The following is a 17,352-nucleotide window of genomic DNA, read 5'->3' as shown; positions in this document are numbered from 1 at the left end:
CTACTTTTTTTGAATGATTACAGCGCTTGTTGGGTAAACTCCTTTTACACAATCTCCTACTCCATGAAATGTTTTCGGATTTGGAAAAATTTCATTTATAAACGTTACAAACTCTGCATTTGATAATTCGAAATCATGATCGTCGTGTCGAAATTCTTCGGTCAATTCGTAATTTACATTAAAAGCCTTGTCTGGCGTTGTAACAAACAATTGGGTAAAATTTGTATTGTCTCTAATCCAGATCAACAACTCTTTTGCATCTTCAACCGAATTGTGTTCAATCACTTCACTTAAAATAATTTGTCCTTCAAAACCTTTAAGTTCTTCTAGATTTTCTGTCCAGATTAAATTATCTGTCCTTTCTGATTCCTGAATTTTATCGGCAATGTGCTTAAAATCAACTTCGTCATACGCATAATAATCCACAGTAAATCCTTTTTTATGAAGCATTTTGTAATACTGCAATTCGCCACAGCCAAAGTCTAAAACAGCTTCATCAAAATTAATTTTACCACAGATAAATTCTTTTCTGGACTGATGCGTGTCTGTAAATCTAAACTGAACTTCGTTATCAAAATAAGCTTCCAACTGCGGTTTAAATTTCTCAAACTGCACCGGAGAACGCATAATTCTTTTTATGAAAAGATAAAAAACAAAGTACGGAACACCGGTAAGATTCGTGAACATGGTTATATGCTTTTGAATAAAATAATCATCAATAAAAGTGTACACCGCATACCTGTTGGTAAAATGGGTAAATAATGCCACCAGCGAAAATTTCTGCATTGCCTCTCTTACCGTCGATCCTTCGATTTTTAATTCGAAATTGTTCCCTATTTTATGAACCAGCGTAATTCCGTCTATGTATTTTGACAAAAGGTATTTTTCGTTTTTATACCAGTTGGAATCTATAAAAAAAGTTGGAACCTCTATTGTACATTTCGCTGTATCAACTTCATCATAGTTTTTCTCTAACCATGGAATGACTGCTTCGTCTAAAACTTTATTTTCTTTATACAAATGATTAAAAAACTCCGTCATCATGTTCAATGCCAATAACGGACTGCAATAACTTTGAAAATCAATTTGATTTCCTTCTTCCGGCAGATAGCTGTTTTTACCGTCAAGAAAAACACAGTGATATTCATTTTCGGCTATAACATTTCCAATTACGATTCCGTTTTTCAATTCCTTCAAATAAAGCCCCTGGTCTGTATTTGGGTTTTTATAAAGAATATCTAAAAAGTATTTATTATCTGATTTAAGTTTAATAATCATGGCTTTTTGTTTTGTTTGACAAATATAGTTTTGTCACTGCGCAGTTATTTTGCGCAGTTTGAAATTAATTTTTAAAAAGTGCACACGATGTGCAGATTTTTATATTGATACTTCTCAAAGTCCGTCTAATTAGACACGGATTTTACAGATTCGCTAAAGCGAAGACGCGGATAAAAACGGATTTTTAAATAATTTAAACAGAAAATAGTTTTAATCCGCGTTTTTACGAAGTAAATCCGTTTTATCCGCGTCACAAATACGCTTTATCAAATCATTAGTATGTTAAAAATGTAATCTCATATTGATTTTTATTCTTCTTCTCTATTAAAAGGTTTTTCATGCTTTGGACGAATCATTTTCCAGATTATTTCTGAATAATCTCTGTTGTCCAGCATCGAAAACAAAACATTTGGATATTGACAGGTTAAAAAATAAAAAGCAGTTTCTTTTCGGGATTCTAAAACTTTGAAATCCAATTTACATTGTTCTTCAATAGCTTTAAATTCTTTTTCTAAATCGGCTTTTGTCTGCTTAACCCAGCTGAAAAACTCATCAGGAACACGTTCCAGAATTTCTTCCATTGATTGCTTTGTTTTTAAATATTCCCAGATATTCAAATTCGAAACCTGAGTAATGATTCGGTGCAAACGCAGGTATTCGTCAAATTTAATTTTTACACGGAAGTTGTTTGCATATTTGATAATGAAACCTTCTTTGTTGGCCAATTCCATTTCTTTTAAAGTCTCAATATCTTTAATTCCGTGGTATTTTTCAACAACAGGAAAACCAATATCTTCCAACGGAAATTCTTCTCCTGAATTGGTATCAATAATGGCCAGCAAAACCAACTCTTCTGATGCGCCGTAATCTAAAACAATACGGTTTTCAGGATAAATAATTTCGAACAAATAGGTTTTATTTTTATCCAAAAGCGACCATGAATCTTTATATTTTCCGTGCAACATTTCATTCGCTTTATCTGACTGTTCGCTGGCAAAAGAGCCTCTGCTGGCCATAAAAGGAACATTTTCTATCCAGTATAAAATACCCAGCGAACCGTCCATTTTATCATAAACCTCAAAAGAAGTTTCAGGCAGGATTTCATTTTCCATTTCGCCTAAGTTGAAAAACTTTGGAAAAGGTCTTGCCACAACATTTAAATCTTTATCTAAAATAAGACCACGACAAGCAATGGTAATTTCGTTCCAAACTTTATCAAATTGGGCATTTTGAGTATAATTATAAATGTACAAATCGTGTTCAGGGTGTTTGTTTACCCTTACATAGTTTGCCGAAATCATTTCTTTTAAAAGTGTTGTATTCATTAGTTCTTTCCTTTGAACAAAGATTCAAAAGTTACTGCGTAGTTATTTTGCGTAGTTAAAATCATTTTTTTTAAAACGAAATAAATCAAGCATTTAAACCTCATTTATTGCATCAAGTATTTTTAAATACAAAAGATTTGCCTCCAATTCATTTAAAATAACATTATGGTGTCCATAAGTTATTTTTCGGGTAATATTATCGTCTGGTTTAAGAATTGCCCACTTAATTAATTCGCTAATTCCTGAAGGTGTAATTATTCCTGAATCATTCTCAAATTTTGGGCATTTTATATTAACTCCTCCTCCATTTCGAAAACTCAAACTCATTATTCTTTTATCATCATCTTGTTCTAGTCCATATTTAAGACAAACTACCTGATTATTTGTTACTATCATTACCTGATTTCCGTCAAAAGTAGTTTGATCATATTCGTTGTAAGCCCACCAAATATAGGTTTTAGCATCTACAACTATTTTACGTTTTCCTTTTTTGTTTATTCCCATTTTTATAAATCATTTTCATCTTCATATTTATATTCAGACGTTTTTTTCATACTTAAACTTCTTGTTTTCAGCAATTCAACGAAATACAAAAGCCCTTTTTGTAAATCGTTTAAATTGACGTTTTCTTCCCTGAAAAGATATTTTCGCAATTCAGGAAAATGTTCTGCAATTTGATTTTTAGCATACAGTTCTTTGTTTTCCTGAAGCGCCATGCATTGTCCTAACTGAAAAGCGATTGACTTTATAATGTCATGGTTATTTTTTCCTTTTCCAAAAGAAACAATTTTAGTTAAATCGAGTTTTTCCAGAGCCTGAATTCTTTCCTGCAGATTTCCGTTTAACGCTTTTTTTACCAAAACACGGTACTCGGTTTTGCTTACAAAAGATAAAATTATTCGGGTGCTTCTTAAAAATTTCAAATCGACATCACGCACCAAAAGTTTTGCAATTTGATTTTTCTGATTTTGTTTATGAAAATCATAGGTATAAAACAAAGCATTATTTAATTCATCCGTTGTTCCTTTATACACCTCAGTTAAATGTCCGTTTTTACAAATGGTAAGATTGGCATTGATTTCTTTACCAGGAAAAAATGAATCTATTGATTGACTTAATTCTTTTGATAAAGCCAGTTTTCCTGCTATTGTTTCGGGCATTTTTTCAATAAAGAAAACCAAATCGACATCGAGCGAATTTTCAGATCCGAATATTTGATAGATTGGTGGTTTCATTTTTAAAATTTTTCGTTTAGCATATCGACGCATTCATCATTACAACTCAGAAAACCATTTACCGATTGAAACTCTCCAAAATTGCTAATCAGTTTTAGCCAATAATGAACATATTGTTGTAAAATTTCTTTTTCTTTTACAGTGATTGTTTTTCTATAAATAAAAGCTTCCAAATCACTAAAATGGCTGACAAATTTCTTTTTAGTATATATTTTTATATCACTTTCAATTAATGCAATATTTTGTCCTATGTAAAAAGCAATGATTTTCCAAATATCAATATCATCAGTATTCTTTTGATTAAATTCTGAAATAGAAACAAAATCTATATTCCCGAGAGCTTTCAATTTCAGATTAAAATCATGAATTCCTTTTAAGATTGGTCGAATCTTAGTTCTGTATTCAGTTCTCGTCAGCATAGTCAAAACGGTACGTACAGCTTTATAAATAGCTAATGTTTTATTTCTAACATGTTTTTCTTTTACCAGCAATTCATGATTTTGTTCATGTAGAGAATACGTTTGCAACAATGCATTATTAAGCGAATCAATCCATGATTTTGTATAAATGGTATCTGAAATTTTTCCATTTTCAATCACAGCTAATGTTGCATTCCAATTCAGATCATACTCTTTCAAAAGTGCCAATACTTTATTTTTTCTGTCCTCCTGCTTTTCAGGCATGTCTTCTTTTGAAATAATAATGATTACATCCTGATCTGTAGAATCGTCGGAACCATAGAAATAATAAGGATATGGCAAATTAGGTTTCATTATAAATTATTTTTAATTGGTAATGTAAAGTTTATGATCTGGTACGCGGTTATTTTGCGTAGATTTTAAAATCGTAAAAGTTCATATTTTAAATATTCCCTCAAATTATATCCAAACATAATAATATCGGCACCCCAGACAGAAATAACTGGCGATAGATATTTATCTTCAAAAACCACGAGAACACGATGATGATGCATTGGTATGTATCCTACTATTTTTGAAACATCAAAACCAGCCTCGGTTAAAACACTTTCTGCTTCAATTTTATTATCATTAAGCTCCTCAATGATCCATCTCGATTTTTCATAATCTTCAGGATATTGATAAAAGAAATGATCCTCAGAATATTCTATATCTGATTCATCCTCCGGATTAATTGAAATGGTTGGTCTATCTAAATTAGAAAAAAGCAAAAGCATTTCTCTATATTCCCAGGGAAAATCAAATCCAAATAATATTTGCAATTGATCAATTTCTTTTCTGCTGATACCGTTTACAAGTTTGCTATCAGGTTGAATTTGAAATCCGTAAATGTCATTGTAAAGTTTTATTTTTTGAAGCCTCTTTTCTATTTTATATTTAAGGTCTTTGATTGTCATCATCTTTCTATTTTTTAACCTGAGTTCGATTATTATATGCTTTTAATTTACTTATTTTCAAACGTTTATATTACAGCGTTTTCCTGCAAGGTCTTTTTTTGACCTTGTAGGTATTGTTCTCTTGATATCCAGATACCTACAAGGTTTTAAAAACCTTGCAGGAACTAAAAAAATATTTTAAATCAACCAATTAATAATCGAACTCAGGTTTTTAAATAAAAACCACGAACTCAATTAAGAATCCGCGGTTTCTGTTTTTAATCTATTAATAATTGCGTCACCACTGCTGGATTCATCGCCCATTGCGCTGTGTAAACCTCATCGGCAATTTCATTTTCGGTGATTGTCAAACCTTGAGCTTCCGCTTTAAGCTGTAACAAACTACCAATATTCAATTTGCTGTTTAGTTTTGCCAATAGCGCCTGAACGCCTTTGAAATCCAATCCACCAACAACCTGACCTCCGAAAGTCATCTCTAACCAAACGATTTCTCTTTTGGCTACATCCAACACTCCAAAAACCAAACCTTTGGCAACATTCTGCGTCACACGAACCTGATGATCTACACACGACGGATCGTAGGCAACACCAGTTTTCTCCGAAATTTTCATCGGATATTTACTGTTCATCCAACCTACAACTAGATTTGGCGTAATACTTCCGTTGCTGTAAGCATTGCAAGTAAAAGTTACAAATTTAGCTTTGGCTTTCGCCAATTCGTCGATGTTGATATTGATATATTCGGCAGTTCCAATTTTATTCGGAATGCTTCGGATATCACCGCTATGCTGACAACCTGTAGTTGTCAATCGGCTGAAAGAGCAAATATCGGCTTTATCTTCATAAGCAATATGACAGCTCAAATCCATATCTAAATGTTGCGCTGGTAAATCTTTACCCCATTGCATAAACAATCGCACTTCGTTACCTTCAACCGGGAAACGTGTTCCCATTAAAGCAACTGGCAAATCCTGAACTGTTTCGCTTCGGTCTCCAATAGAAACCGGAATATTAAACAATTGCGGATCGATATAGATCGTTTTGTTGGTATTTGGAACTGAAGCAAATCGTTTTTTCATAGCCAAAAGACATAATTCTTCGATTTTAGTTTTCATTTCTTCCAACTGAAAATCTTCGTATAATCCCAACAACTGATTTGCACCAATTCGTTTGTTTGTTCCGCCCAGAGGTTTCACGCTTCTTTGCATGTTTTTATCAAAATAATTTTGAGCATACATGTTCAAAGTAAACACCAATCGAGCTGGAACTTTATCGATAATTTCTTCAAAATGGGCAACAGTTTCCTCCGCTCCAAACCAAAGCATATTCGAAAATAACGAACGTGCAAATAATCCTGGACGCTGTTTCAATAAGGCAAATGTTTTATCGGCATCAAATTTCAATCTTGACGAGTTCACTTTGCTTTGCCAAACGTCATACACTTGGTTGTAGAATACATCCATTAAAAAGTTCAATTTCTCAAACCCTTTTCTTTTGCTGTATTCTGCCAAACGCAACGCTCGGATAAAACGAACCCACATTCCTCTTTTTGGATGCATCGTTTCGCACATCGTTTCAACATCCATGTTCATATTGTTCAACCAATTTGCAACCATTAAACATTCTTTTCGGGAATATTTTAGTTTCAAATCTTTTTGAGATGCAATTCTCGCCTGAACGCTTATATCTAAAACATTATGGAGATGCTGTGCATTTTTTGATGTTCTTTTGATAATCGTTTTTGGCTCGATAATCTGAAGCATTCCTGTGTTTTTATACCACAAGTATCGCAAGATATCTGTTGGCGTTTTCAAAAACTGAGACGCTTCTGCTTCTTTACCATTTTCGATCAAAAGATCAATAACCAGCATTAAAGTTTCCTTCATGGCTACTTCGGTTTTTGGTAAAGGCAAATAGTGCATCGCCATTTTTAAACTATCTACCTGAGTAGCGTCTAAAGCAGTTTTAGATTGCAATAACGAGATATAGAAATCATTTAAATCTTTTTCTGACCATAATTCCAGTATTTTCAATTTGCTTCCTTGTCCGATATTTTCCAGTTTTCCAAATTCAAACGGAGTTCCGCAGAACGGACAACCATTATATCTTTCTAACGGAAAAGTATTATCTGGAATAATATGTCCGCATTGTAAAGTTGTTCCGTTTTTAGTCTGGAAAACATTTCCGAAAAAAGTGATAATATGATCTACAACAGATTCATTGGTTGGAACATTCCATTCTTTTACCAATGGCGTCCAGTTTTTATCGGTTCCTAAAACTTCTCTTAGAACTTCTAAAACCTCGATTTTATAAGTTGGGCTCACGTTATTTAAAGCATGAAGCAAAGATTCAGAAAATGTAAATCCAAGTTTTGAAACATTGGCTAACAAAACGGATGTTGTTCCTGATAAATTTTTAACGTCATTTGCAATCATTTCTGAAGGAATGAAAATAGCATTTTGACGTAAACTGATTTTTAATAATTCTTTTGTTTTCATTTTTTTTAATTTTTAAAATTTAGATAATTGCGTTTCTGAGTTCTACCTAAAAGATTTTGAAGTAAGAAACACTTGACCTGAAATTGGAGTGTAATGAATTAGCTGATTCAAAGTGACAGTTTGGTGGGTTCCCCCGAAGTAAGCTAATCTTGACCCTCTTTTTTTATTAATGATGATTTTAAAACTTGCCGGACTCGAACCGGAGTAACCAATTGTCTGAAGTAAGTTTTAATTGACCATTAATTGTGGAACAGGTGGGATTCGAACCCACGACCCGGACATTAAAAGTGTAAGAAGTAAATTTTGATTGACCTTTGATGGATAATTTCAAAACTACCTGCTCTAACCGCTGAGCTACTGCCCCAATTATGATTATAAAATAAAAAGGTAATCGTATAAGTGTGTACATTGGAAAGTGTTTTCGAAGTAACTCAAACTTGACCTGTTTTATTCTCTTTTTTACTTCTATGAACGTTTGTTTTTTATTTCTGAACAAAGATTTTAAAACTAGTGCGCAATTATTTTGCGTAGTAAAATTTTTGTTTCATTTTTTAGAAATACTATTTGTTTTATTTCTTGAACAAAGATTTCAAAACTACTACGCAATTATTTTGCGTAACTAAAAAATTAATTTTCTGTGACCTTGATGAGATTCGAACTCATATTCCCTTTCAGGCATTGCGGCTCTAAATACGCTTCCCTACTTTCCCTTACGATTTCGGTGCTTCTGTAAATTCTACCCATTAGTCCGCGCAGGTCTAACCGGAATATCCGCAAACTCTACAGTTACCAATTTTTCTGTAGGCTTTTCCTTTTAAGCTACAAGGCCTTTGTTTCGATAGGACAAAGATTTCAAAACTACTACGCAATTATTTTGCGCAGTAAAAAAAGAATTTTAAATTTGAGTAAAAAACAAGATGAATTTAAAAAAAATTTATTCTGACTTACTCTCTAATATTGGCTTTTCAGCCAATGAAATTCAGCAAAACTGGTTGGATTTAGAAAAGGCATATTCCAAAAAATCAAGGCATTACCATAATCTCGCGCATTTAAGAGAAATGATTGCCCTTTTTGAAATCTACCGAAACAAACTTCAAAACCCAAACGAAATATTATTTTCTATTTTCTATCATGATTTTATTTATTCGGCATCCAAAAAAGATAACGAACTCAAAAGTGCCGAATATGCAATATCTATTTTTACAGATATTAAACCCGACAGGTTTTTGAAACCTGTCGGGTTTGCGAAACCGGATAAACAATTAATTTTTGACGCAATTTGTGCAACGCAACAGCATCAACATAATTCTATTGAAGATATTAATTGGTTAATCGATTTTGATTTGAAAATCCTCGCTAAAGATTGGGAAGATTATAAAATGTATTTTGAACAGATCAGAAAAGAATATCGTATTTATCCTGATTTTCTCTACAAACCCGGACGCGCAAAAGCTTTGAAACATTTTCTGGATAATAAGTTTATTTTTCAGACTGATGAGTTTAGGGGTTTGTATGAGGAAAAAGCTCGGGCTAATATTGAAAAAGAAATAAAGTTATTAAGCTAAAAAATTGAATCTCGCAAAGACGCAGAGTCGCAAAGTTTTTATTAAAGATTAAACGCACAGTTTGTCATCCTGAGGAACGAAGGATCACACAAGAAACTCTACAAAGATTGGCGATTCTCTTTGAGGAATATTGGATGTGATCCTTCGTTCCTCAGGATGACAAAAAAAGCAAATCATTTTAATCGTCTTAATCTGTGGCATAAAAAAATAAATCTTTGCGCCTTTGTGCCTTTGTGGCAAAAAACACCACAATGTCACAAAACAAAAACGCCTTAATTCGATACAAAACGATTGACAAATGCCTTCAGAATAAATACAGGCAATGGACACTCGAAGATTTAATCGAAGAATGTTCTGAAGCTTTATTTGAATATGAAGGCAGACAAAACCCAATCAGCAAGCGAACCATTCAAATGGATATTCAGCTGATGCGAAGTGAGAAACTCGGTTATAATGCGCCAATAGTAGTTTACGATAAAAAGTATTATAAATATGAAGACGAAGATTTTTCAATAACCGATATTCCACTGACGGAAACGGATATGAATGTTTTGACCGAAACAGTTTCGATGTTGAAGCAGTTTAAAGATTTCTCTTTATTTAATGATGTATCGGATATACTACAGCGATTGGAGGACAAAATCTATTCAGAAAAGTCCAATACCAATCCTGTAATCTATCTCGATAAAAATGAAAAACTAAAAGGACTGCATTATCTGGACGAAATATATCAGGCGATTATCAAAAAAATGGTTTTGGTTATTACCTATAAATCTTTTAAATCCAGAGACGAAAGTAAATTCCATTTCCATCCTTTTATCTTAAAGGAATTCAACAACCGCTGGTTCTTAATCGGGAAGAAAAAAGCCTCGCAGCCGATTACCAATTTGGCATTGGACAGAATTATTTCAATTGATTACGATTTTAATCATCCTTATCTAGAAGAAGATTTTGATGCCGACAGTTATTATAAAGACGTAATTGGCGTAACTGTGAATTCAGGATTAAAAGCAAGACGTATTGAATTATGGGTTGATGCTTCGAATGCTCCTTATGTACTCACAAAACCTTTGCATACTTCTCAGCGATTAATCAAGGAAAATGAAGATGGGAGCGTTATTATACATATATATGTAATCCCAAATTATGAAATGGAACGGCTTCTGTTAGGATTTGGAAGCTGTTTGGAGATTTTAAGGCCAGAAGGTCTGAGAAATCGTATGAAAAAGACTCTTCTAGATGCTATTTCGCGCTACGATTCTGACGAACCAATTGAAAAAAATGCATAATTTTTTACATAATAAAGAATTTAATGTTTTTTAAAAACCAAAAAGAGATTTTTACCGCATTAAAAATGTTAAAATCTAAAAAAAGAATAGTATATTACACTTAAAATAAACAACCAAAACCCTCTAAATCAGGGATATTTTATAACTAACCAAAAAAATATTAAAAAATCATATGCATGCATAGTATTTTTTAGTTATATTTGAAATCGATATAGTTACCTATGAAAGACAAAACGATAGATTATATTTTAAGAGCAACTTGGCAGGCTGTTTCAAGAATGTACAATGAAGAAGCTGCTAAATACGATGCAACAATGGCAACGGGATTTGCTCTTTTAAGTATGGACAAAGAAGAAGGAACTCCATCAACCGCTTTAGGCCCAAGAATGGGCATGGAAGCAACTAGCTTAACCAGAACCTTAAAATCTATGGAAGAAAAAGGTTTAATTGTTCGCAAAAAGAATCCAAGCGACGGACGAGGTGTTTTGATCTACCTGACCGATTTTGGAAAAGAAAAAAGAGATTTATCTAAAAATACAGTTCTGAAGTTTAACGAAAGCGTTAGAAAACATGTTTCGGAAGAAAAGCTGAATCATTTTATCGAAGTTTCTGAAATCATCAACGAACTGATTCACGATAAAAACATATTTAATTCAACAGAAAATACAGAAAAGGAATAGTCTAAAAGTCATTCTTTTTCTCCTACAAACAAATAATAACAAGTATGAAACGCACAATTAAAAAAGTTGCTGTAATTGGATCCGGAATCATGGGTTCAGGTATAGCTTGTCATTTTGCTAACATTGGTGTCGAAGTTTTACTTCTGGACATTATACCGCGCGAACTGACCGAAGCTGAAGCTAAAAAAGGATTAACTCTTGAAAGTAAAGCTGTTCGTAACCGAGTGGTAAACGAGCACTTGGCGAATTCATTAAAATCGAAACCCTCTCCTATTTACAGTCAAAAATTTGCAAGCCGGATCACAACTGGAAACACAACTGATGATATAGCAAAAATTGCCAATGTTGACTGGATTATCGAGGTTGTAGTAGAACGTTTAGACATTAAGAAATTAGTTTTTGAACAAATCGAAAAATTCCGTAAACCGGGAACTTTGGTTACTTCAAACACTTCTGGTATTCCAATTCATTTTATGAGTGAAGGAAGAAGCGAAGATTTCCAACAACACTTCTGTGGAACACACTTTTTTAACCCTGCGCGTTACTTAAAATTATTTGAAATTATTCCTGGTCCAAAAACTTCTACTGAAGTATTGGATTTCTTAAACGAATACGGATCTAAATTCTTAGGAAAAACTTCGGTTGTTGCTAAAGATACTCCGGCGTTTATTGGAAACAGAATTGGGATTTACGGAATCCAGAGTTTATTCCATTTGGTTAAAGAAATGGGATTAACAATTGAAGAAGTTGATAAATTGACAGGACCAGTAATTGGTCGTCCAAAATCGGCTACTTTCCGTACGGTTGACGTTGTTGGTTTGGATACTTTGGTGCACGTTGCCAATGGTATTTACGAAAATTGCCCGAACGACGAACAACACGAATTGTTCAAACTTCCTGATTTTATCAACAAAATGATGGAAAATAATTGGTTAGGAAGCAAAACTGGACAAGGTTTTTATAAAAAAGTAGATAAAGATATTCTTTCTTTAGACTTAAATACATTAGAATACCGCGCTGCGAAAAAAGCAAATTTTGCTACACTTGAGCTAACAAAAACTATTGATAAACCAATCAATCGTTTTAAAGTTTTAGTAAAAGGAACAGACAAAGCGGGAGAATTCTACCGTAAGAGTTTCGCCGGAATGTTTGCTTATGTGTCAAACAGAATTCCTGAAATCTCAGACGAATTATATAAAATTGACGATGCCATGAAAGCTGGTTTTGGATGGGAAAATGGTCCATTCGAAATCTGGGATGCCATTGGTGTTGCCAAAGGAATTGAAATCATGAAAGCAGAAGGTTTAGAGCCGGCTGCATGGGTTACTGAAATGTTGGCTTCTGGAAGCGACAGTTTCTATTCTGTAAAAGAAGGAGCAACTTATTTTTATAACATTCCAACAAAATCACAAGTTAAAGTTCCTGGACAAGATTCATTTATTATTCTGAACAACATTCGCGAAAGCAAAAAAGTTTGGAGCAACAGTGGAGCAATCATTCAGGATTTAGGAGACGGAATTTTAAACTTAGAATTCCAATCTAAAATGAATACAATTGGTGGCGATGTACTTCAAGCTATCAATAAAGCAATCGACTTATCTGAAAAAGAATATCAAGGTTTAGTTATTGGTAACCAAGCAGCGAATTTCTCTGTTGGGGCTAATATCGGAATGATTTTCATGATGGCGGTTGAGCAGGAATACGACGAATTGAACATGGCAATTAAATTGTTCCAAGACACCATGATGCGTGTTCGTTATTCTTCAATTCCAGTTGTAGTTGCGCCTCACGGAATGACTTTTGGCGGTGGATGCGAAATGAGCTTACATGCTGATAAAGTAGTTGCTGCTGCAGAAACATACATGGGATTAGTTGAATTTGGTGTTGGTGTACTTCCTGGTGGAGGTGGATCTAAAGAAATGGCTTTAAGAGCTTCAGATTTATTCCGCAAAAATGATGTGGAATTGAACGTTCTTCAAGAGTATTTCTTGACAATTGCAATGGCTAAAGTTTCGACTTCTGGTTATGAAGCTTTTGATACCGGACTTCTTCAACACGGAAAAGATGTTATCGTAGTAAACAAAGATCGTCAGATTGCTGAAGCTAAAAAACATGCTTTGTTAATGGCTGAAGCTGGTTATACACAACCTATCAGAAGAACGGATGTTAAAGTATTAGGAAAACAAGCTTTAGGTATGTTCTTAGTTGGAACAGATCAAATGGAAGCTGGAAAATACATTTCTGAGCACGATAAGAAAATCGCAAACAAACTGGCTTACGTAATGGCTGGAGGTGATTTATCTGAAGCAACTTTAGTATCTGAACAATACTTATTAGATATCGAACGTGAAGCTTTCTTATCTCTTTGTACTGAGCGTAAGACTTTAGAGAGAATTCAATATATGTTAACTAAAGGAAAACCGCTTCGTAATTAGAAAATAGAACAAAGAGAATAGAATATAGATTCAAGACTTTGTAAAGTCTATTTTCTATACTCTATCTTCTATACTCTTAAAAAACAAAACAAATGAAAACAGCATATATAGTAAAAGCATATAGAACAGCAGTTGGAAAAGCTCCAAAAGGTGTTTTTAGATTTAAAAGACCTGATGAATTAGCTGCAGAAACCATTCAGTTTATGATGGATGAACTGCCTGATTTTGATAAAAAACGTATCGACGACGTTATGGTAGGAAATGCCATGCCGGAAGCCGAACAAGGTCTTAACGTTGGACGTTTGATCTCTTTAATGGGATTAAAAGTAGAAGACGTTCCTGGTGTTACAGTAAACCGTTACTGCGCATCTGGATTAGAAACTATCGGAATGGCGACTGCTAAAATCCAATCAGGAATGGCAGATTGTATCATTGCCGGTGGTGCAGAAAGTATGAGTTTTATTCCGATGGGAGGTTATAAACCAACTCCGGATTATAAAGTTGCAGCTGCAGGTCACGAAGATTACTATTGGGGAATGGGTTTAACTGCTGAAGCGGTTGCAAACCAATACAAAATCTCAAGAGAAGATCAGGATGAGTTTGCTTACAACTCTCACATGAAAGCTTTAAAAGCACAGGCTGAAGGAAAATTCGACAGACAAATCGTTCCGATCACTGTTGAGCAGACTTTCATCAATGAAAATGGAAAAAAAGAAACGAAGTCATATGTTGTAAAACAAGACGAAGGTCCAAGAGCTGGAACTTCTGTTGCTGCTTTAGCTGGTTTAAGACCTGTTTTTGCTGCTGATGGAAGTGTAACTGCCGGTAACTCATCTCAAATGAGTGATGGTGCAGCTTTTGTTTTGATCATGAGTGAGGACATGGTTAAAGAATTGAATCTTGAGCCAATCGCCAGATTAGTAAATTTTGCTTCTTCTGGTGTTGAGCCAAGAATTATGGGTATTGGTCCTGTAAAAGCTATTCCGAAAGCTTTGAAACAAGCGGGATTAACATTAAACGATATTGAGTTAATTGAATTAAATGAAGCTTTTGCTTCACAAGCTTTAGCTGTAACTCGTGAATTAAACATTAATCCAGAAATCGTAAACGTAAACGGTGGAGCGATCGCTTTAGGTCACCCGCTGGGATGTACAGGAGCTAAACTTTCTGTTCAGTTATTTGATGAGATGAAACGCAGAGGTAACAAATACGGAATTGTTTCTATGTGTGTGGGAACTGGGCAAGGAAGCGCTGGTATATACGAAGTTCTTTAAAAGAGAGAATAGAATATAGAGTATAGAAAATAGACTTATACGCCTAAAAGAGAATGAGACATAATTATAAGAACTTGCAGATTTGGCAGCTTGGAATTGCAATTGCTAATGAAATTTCAGATTTATTAATCGAGTTTCCAAAACATGAAAGATATGATCTAAGTTCTCAAATTAGCAGATGTTCTGTTTCAATGCCGAGTAATATTGCCGAAGGATCTTCAAGAACTGATAAGTCTTTCAGTCATTTTTTAGACATCTCTCTAGGTTCTTCATTTGAACTGATTACACAGTTACTAATTGCAACACATAGAAAATATATAAACGAAAAACAATTTAACCAATTAGAAATTAAAATAGAAGAATTCCAAAGAATGACAATGAGTTTCCAAAACGGGCTAAAGTAAAAGTCTATTTTCTATACTCTATATTCTATTTTCTTTCATAAAAAACAAAAACAAAATGGCAGATACAATCGAAAAAAACGTAACCTGTGGTGGTCAGTTTTTAGTTAAAGAAACAAAATGCGAGGATATCTTCACACCAGAAGATTTCTCAGAAGAGCAATTAATGATGCGTGACTCTGTAAAAGAGTTTGTAGACAAAGAAATTTGGCCTAACAAAAATCGTTTTGAGAAAAAAGATTACGCATTTACAGAAGAAAGCATGCGTAAAGCGGGTGAACTTGGACTTCTTGGAGTTGCGGTTCCAGAAGAATACGGTGGATTAGGAATGGGATTTGTTTCTACAATGTTAGTTTGCGACTACATTTCTGGAGCAACAGGTTCGTTCTCAACTGCTTTTGGTGCTCACACTGGAATTGGAACTATGCCAATTACACTTTACGGTACTGAAGAACAAAAGAAAAAATACGTTCCTAAATTGGCTTCTGGAGAATGGTTTGGAGCTTATTGTTTAACTGAACCAGGTGCAGGATCTGATGCTAACTCAGGAAAAACTAAAGCAGTTTTATCTGAAGACGGAAAATACTACTCTATCACTGGTCAAAAAATGTGGATTTCGAATGCAGGTTTCTGTAGCGTTTTCATCGTTTTTGCTCGTATTGGAGATGATAAAAATATTACAGGTTTCATCGTAGAAAACGATCCTTCAAACGGAATTTCTATGAATGAAGAAGAGCATAAATTAGGAATCCGTGCTTCTTCTACTCGTCAAGTTTTCTTCAACGAAACAAAAGTTCCAGTTGAAAACATGTTATCTGAAAGAGGAAACGGTTTCAAAATCGCTATGAACGCTTTGAATGTTGGTCGTATTAAACTAGCTGCAGCTTGTTTAGATGCTCAAAGAAGAGTTACTTCTGGAGCTGTAAAATATGCTAACGAAAGAATTCAGTTCAATACTTCTATTTCATCTTTTGGAGCTATCCGTTCTAAATTAGCTGAAATGGCAACTAATGCTTACGCTGGAGAAAGTGCTTCTTACCGTGCTGCAAAAGACATCGAAGACAGAATCGCTGCTCGTGAAGCTGAAGGAACTTCTCATCAAGAAGCTGAATTGAAAGGTGTTGAAGAATATGCTATCGAATGTTCTATCTTGAAAGTAGCAGTTTCTGAAGACGTTCAATCTTGTTCTGATGAAGGAATTCAGATTTTTGGTGGAATGGGATTCTCTGAAGATACTCCAATGGAAAGTGCTTGGAGAGATGCTCGTATCGCTCGTATTTACGAAGGAACAAACGAAATCAACAGAATGCTTTCTGTTGGTATGTTGATCAAAAAAGCAATGAAAGGGCACGTTGATTTACTTGGTCCTGCAATGAAAGTTCAGGAAGAATTAATGGGGATTCCATCTTTTGATACTCCAGATTTTTCTGAATTATTTGCTGAAGAAAAAGGAATCGTTGCTAACTTGAAAAAAGTTTTCTTAATGGTTGCTGGTAGCGCTGTTCAAAAATATGGTCCTGATTTAGATTCACACCAACAATTATTGATGGCTGCTTCTGATATTTTGATCGAAATCTACATGGCTGAAAGTACAATTTTGAGAACTGAAAAATTAGCAAAAGCTCAAGGTGAAGATAAAGTACAAGAGCAAATCGCTATGGCAAAATTATACTTGTACAAAGCGGTTGATATCGTAAACTTAAAAGGAAAAGAAGGAATCGCTTCTTTCTCTGAAGGAGACGAACAACGTATGATGTTAATGGGATTAAAACGTTTTACAAAATACACCAACCTGCCAAATGTTGTGGCATTAAGAGAAAAAATTGCAGAAAAATTGGTTGCAGAAAACACTTACTGCTTCTAATTTCAAAATAGTTTTTAGCTTTTTAATTTGTTTAAACCCGCGCAAGTCCGAAACTGCGCGGGTTTATTTTTTATTTTTATCAAAAAACCAAAAGAAGAAATAGACGCAATATTTTTGCAGCTATTTGCAAAAT

14 protein-coding genes and 1 tRNA gene are annotated in these 17,352 nt (G+C 34.1%); 7 read left to right on the top strand and 8 right to left on the bottom strand.

What is annotated here, in order from left to right; all coding sequences use genetic code 11:
- The 8 genes from ACFS3A_RS12130 to ACFS3A_RS12095 all read right to left on the bottom strand — a co-directional run bounded on the left by ACFS3A_RS12130 (position 1) and on the right by ACFS3A_RS12095 (position 8,075).
- Positions 1 to 1,278, bottom strand: a complete 1,278-nt coding sequence (locus ACFS3A_RS12130; protein WP_379825783.1) for a hypothetical protein — start codon at positions 1,276 to 1,278, stop codon at positions 1 to 3.
- A 308-nt stretch (positions 1,279 to 1,586) separates the two neighbouring features.
- Positions 1,587 to 2,603 (bottom strand): T4 RnlA family RNA ligase, encoded by a 1,017-nt coding sequence (locus ACFS3A_RS12125; RefSeq protein WP_379825781.1) that lies wholly within the window; start codon positions 2,601 to 2,603, stop codon positions 1,587 to 1,589.
- Positions 2,604 to 2,696: 93 nt separating this feature from the next.
- Positions 2,697 to 3,107 carry a hypothetical protein gene (locus ACFS3A_RS12120; RefSeq protein ID WP_379825778.1) on the bottom strand — a complete coding sequence of 137 codons (411 nt, stop codon included), beginning with the start codon at positions 3,105 to 3,107 and terminating at the stop codon, positions 2,697 to 2,699.
- 2 nt (positions 3,108 to 3,109) lie between these two features.
- Positions 3,110 to 3,838: a hypothetical protein gene (locus tag ACFS3A_RS12115; RefSeq protein WP_379825777.1), complete on the bottom strand. Its 729-nt coding sequence runs from the start codon at positions 3,836 to 3,838 to the stop codon at positions 3,110 to 3,112.
- 2 nt (positions 3,839 to 3,840) lie between these two features.
- On the bottom strand, positions 3,841 to 4,611 hold the full coding sequence (locus ACFS3A_RS12110; protein WP_379825775.1) for a hypothetical protein: 771 nt from the start codon (positions 4,609 to 4,611) through the stop codon (positions 3,841 to 3,843).
- 65 nt (positions 4,612 to 4,676) lie between these two features.
- Positions 4,677 to 5,216, bottom strand: a complete 540-nt coding sequence (locus ACFS3A_RS12105) for a hypothetical protein (protein ID WP_179002783.1) — start codon at positions 5,214 to 5,216, stop codon at positions 4,677 to 4,679.
- Between the two features lie 254 nt (positions 5,217 to 5,470).
- Positions 5,471 to 7,711: a hypothetical protein gene (locus ACFS3A_RS12100; RefSeq protein WP_379825773.1), complete on the bottom strand. Its 2,241-nt coding sequence runs from the start codon at positions 7,709 to 7,711 to the stop codon at positions 5,471 to 5,473.
- A gap of 246 nt (positions 7,712 to 7,957) precedes the next feature.
- Positions 7,958 to 8,075: transfer RNA gene (locus ACFS3A_RS12095), tRNA-OTHER, on the bottom strand.
- Between the two features lie 553 nt (positions 8,076 to 8,628).
- Between ACFS3A_RS12095 and ACFS3A_RS12090 the strand changes: the two genes are divergently transcribed.
- From ACFS3A_RS12090 to ACFS3A_RS12060, 7 genes are all read left to right on the top strand, one after another.
- Complete coding sequence (locus tag ACFS3A_RS12090; protein WP_379825772.1) at positions 8,629 to 9,276, top strand: HD domain-containing protein; 648 nt, start codon at positions 8,629 to 8,631, stop codon at positions 9,274 to 9,276.
- A gap of 251 nt (positions 9,277 to 9,527) precedes the next feature.
- The gene (locus ACFS3A_RS12085; RefSeq protein ID WP_379825770.1) at positions 9,528 to 10,565 is read left to right on the top strand and encodes a helix-turn-helix transcriptional regulator; all 1,038 of its coding nucleotides are present in this window, start codon (positions 9,528 to 9,530) and stop codon (positions 10,563 to 10,565) included.
- A 221-nt stretch (positions 10,566 to 10,786) separates the two neighbouring features.
- A complete protein-coding gene (locus tag ACFS3A_RS12080) occupies positions 10,787 to 11,245 on the top strand; it encodes a MarR family winged helix-turn-helix transcriptional regulator (RefSeq protein ID WP_179002779.1) in 459 nt (152 codons plus the stop codon).
- A 44-nt stretch (positions 11,246 to 11,289) separates the two neighbouring features.
- Positions 11,290 to 13,680, top strand: coding sequence for a 3-hydroxyacyl-CoA dehydrogenase/enoyl-CoA hydratase family protein (locus tag ACFS3A_RS12075; RefSeq protein ID WP_379825769.1), 2,391 nt, complete (start codon positions 11,290 to 11,292; stop codon positions 13,678 to 13,680).
- Positions 13,681 to 13,772: 92 nt separating this feature from the next.
- On the top strand, positions 13,773 to 14,954 hold the full coding sequence (locus ACFS3A_RS12070; RefSeq protein ID WP_379825767.1) for a thiolase family protein: 1,182 nt from the start codon (positions 13,773 to 13,775) through the stop codon (positions 14,952 to 14,954).
- Positions 14,955 to 15,007: 53 nt separating this feature from the next.
- Entirely contained in the window at positions 15,008 to 15,358 is a 351-nt protein-coding gene (locus ACFS3A_RS12065) for a four helix bundle protein (RefSeq protein ID WP_379825766.1), read from the top strand.
- A gap of 55 nt (positions 15,359 to 15,413) precedes the next feature.
- A complete protein-coding gene (locus ACFS3A_RS12060; RefSeq protein WP_379825764.1) occupies positions 15,414 to 17,219 on the top strand; it encodes an acyl-CoA dehydrogenase family protein in 1,806 nt (601 codons plus the stop codon).
- Positions 17,220 to 17,352: the final 133 nt, after the last annotated feature.

The organism is Flavobacterium notoginsengisoli, assembly GCF_042686225.1.
Taxonomy (GTDB): Bacteria; Bacteroidota; Bacteroidia; order Flavobacteriales; family Flavobacteriaceae; genus Flavobacterium; species Flavobacterium notoginsengisoli.
Note: the sequence above shows the minus strand (reverse complement) of the source record. Positions and strands in the feature narration are given on the sequence as shown.

Excerpts from the sequence above, each read along its gene's own strand:
- ACFS3A_RS12130 (WP_379825783.1), bottom strand. The coding sequence starts at position 1,278 with ATGATTATTAAACTTAAATCAGATAATAAATACTTTTTAGATATTCTT.
- ACFS3A_RS12125 (WP_379825781.1), bottom strand. The coding sequence starts at position 2,603 with ATGAATACAACACTTTTAAAAGAAATGATTTCGGCAAACTATGTAAGG.
- ACFS3A_RS12120 (WP_379825778.1), bottom strand. The coding sequence starts at position 3,107 with ATGGGAATAAACAAAAAAGGAAAACGTAAAATAGTTGTAGATGCTAAA.
- ACFS3A_RS12115 (WP_379825777.1), bottom strand. The coding sequence starts at position 3,838 with ATGAAACCACCAATCTATCAAATATTCGGATCTGAAAATTCGCTCGAT.
- ACFS3A_RS12110 (WP_379825775.1), bottom strand. The coding sequence starts at position 4,611 with ATGAAACCTAATTTGCCATATCCTTATTATTTCTATGGTTCCGACGAT.
- ACFS3A_RS12105 (WP_179002783.1), bottom strand. The coding sequence starts at position 5,216 with ATGATGACAATCAAAGACCTTAAATATAAAATAGAAAAGAGGCTTCAA.
- ACFS3A_RS12100 (WP_379825773.1), bottom strand. The coding sequence starts at position 7,711 with ATGAAAACAAAAGAATTATTAAAAATCAGTTTACGTCAAAATGCTATT.
- ACFS3A_RS12090 (WP_379825772.1), top strand. The coding sequence starts at position 8,629 with ATGAATTTAAAAAAAATTTATTCTGACTTACTCTCTAATATTGGCTTT.
- ACFS3A_RS12085 (WP_379825770.1), top strand. The coding sequence starts at position 9,528 with ATGTCACAAAACAAAAACGCCTTAATTCGATACAAAACGATTGACAAA.
- ACFS3A_RS12080 (WP_179002779.1), top strand. The coding sequence starts at position 10,787 with ATGAAAGACAAAACGATAGATTATATTTTAAGAGCAACTTGGCAGGCT.
- ACFS3A_RS12075 (WP_379825769.1), top strand. The coding sequence starts at position 11,290 with ATGAAACGCACAATTAAAAAAGTTGCTGTAATTGGATCCGGAATCATG.
- ACFS3A_RS12070 (WP_379825767.1), top strand. The coding sequence starts at position 13,773 with ATGAAAACAGCATATATAGTAAAAGCATATAGAACAGCAGTTGGAAAA.
- ACFS3A_RS12065 (WP_379825766.1), top strand. The coding sequence starts at position 15,008 with ATGAGACATAATTATAAGAACTTGCAGATTTGGCAGCTTGGAATTGCA.
- ACFS3A_RS12060 (WP_379825764.1), top strand. The coding sequence starts at position 15,414 with ATGGCAGATACAATCGAAAAAAACGTAACCTGTGGTGGTCAGTTTTTA.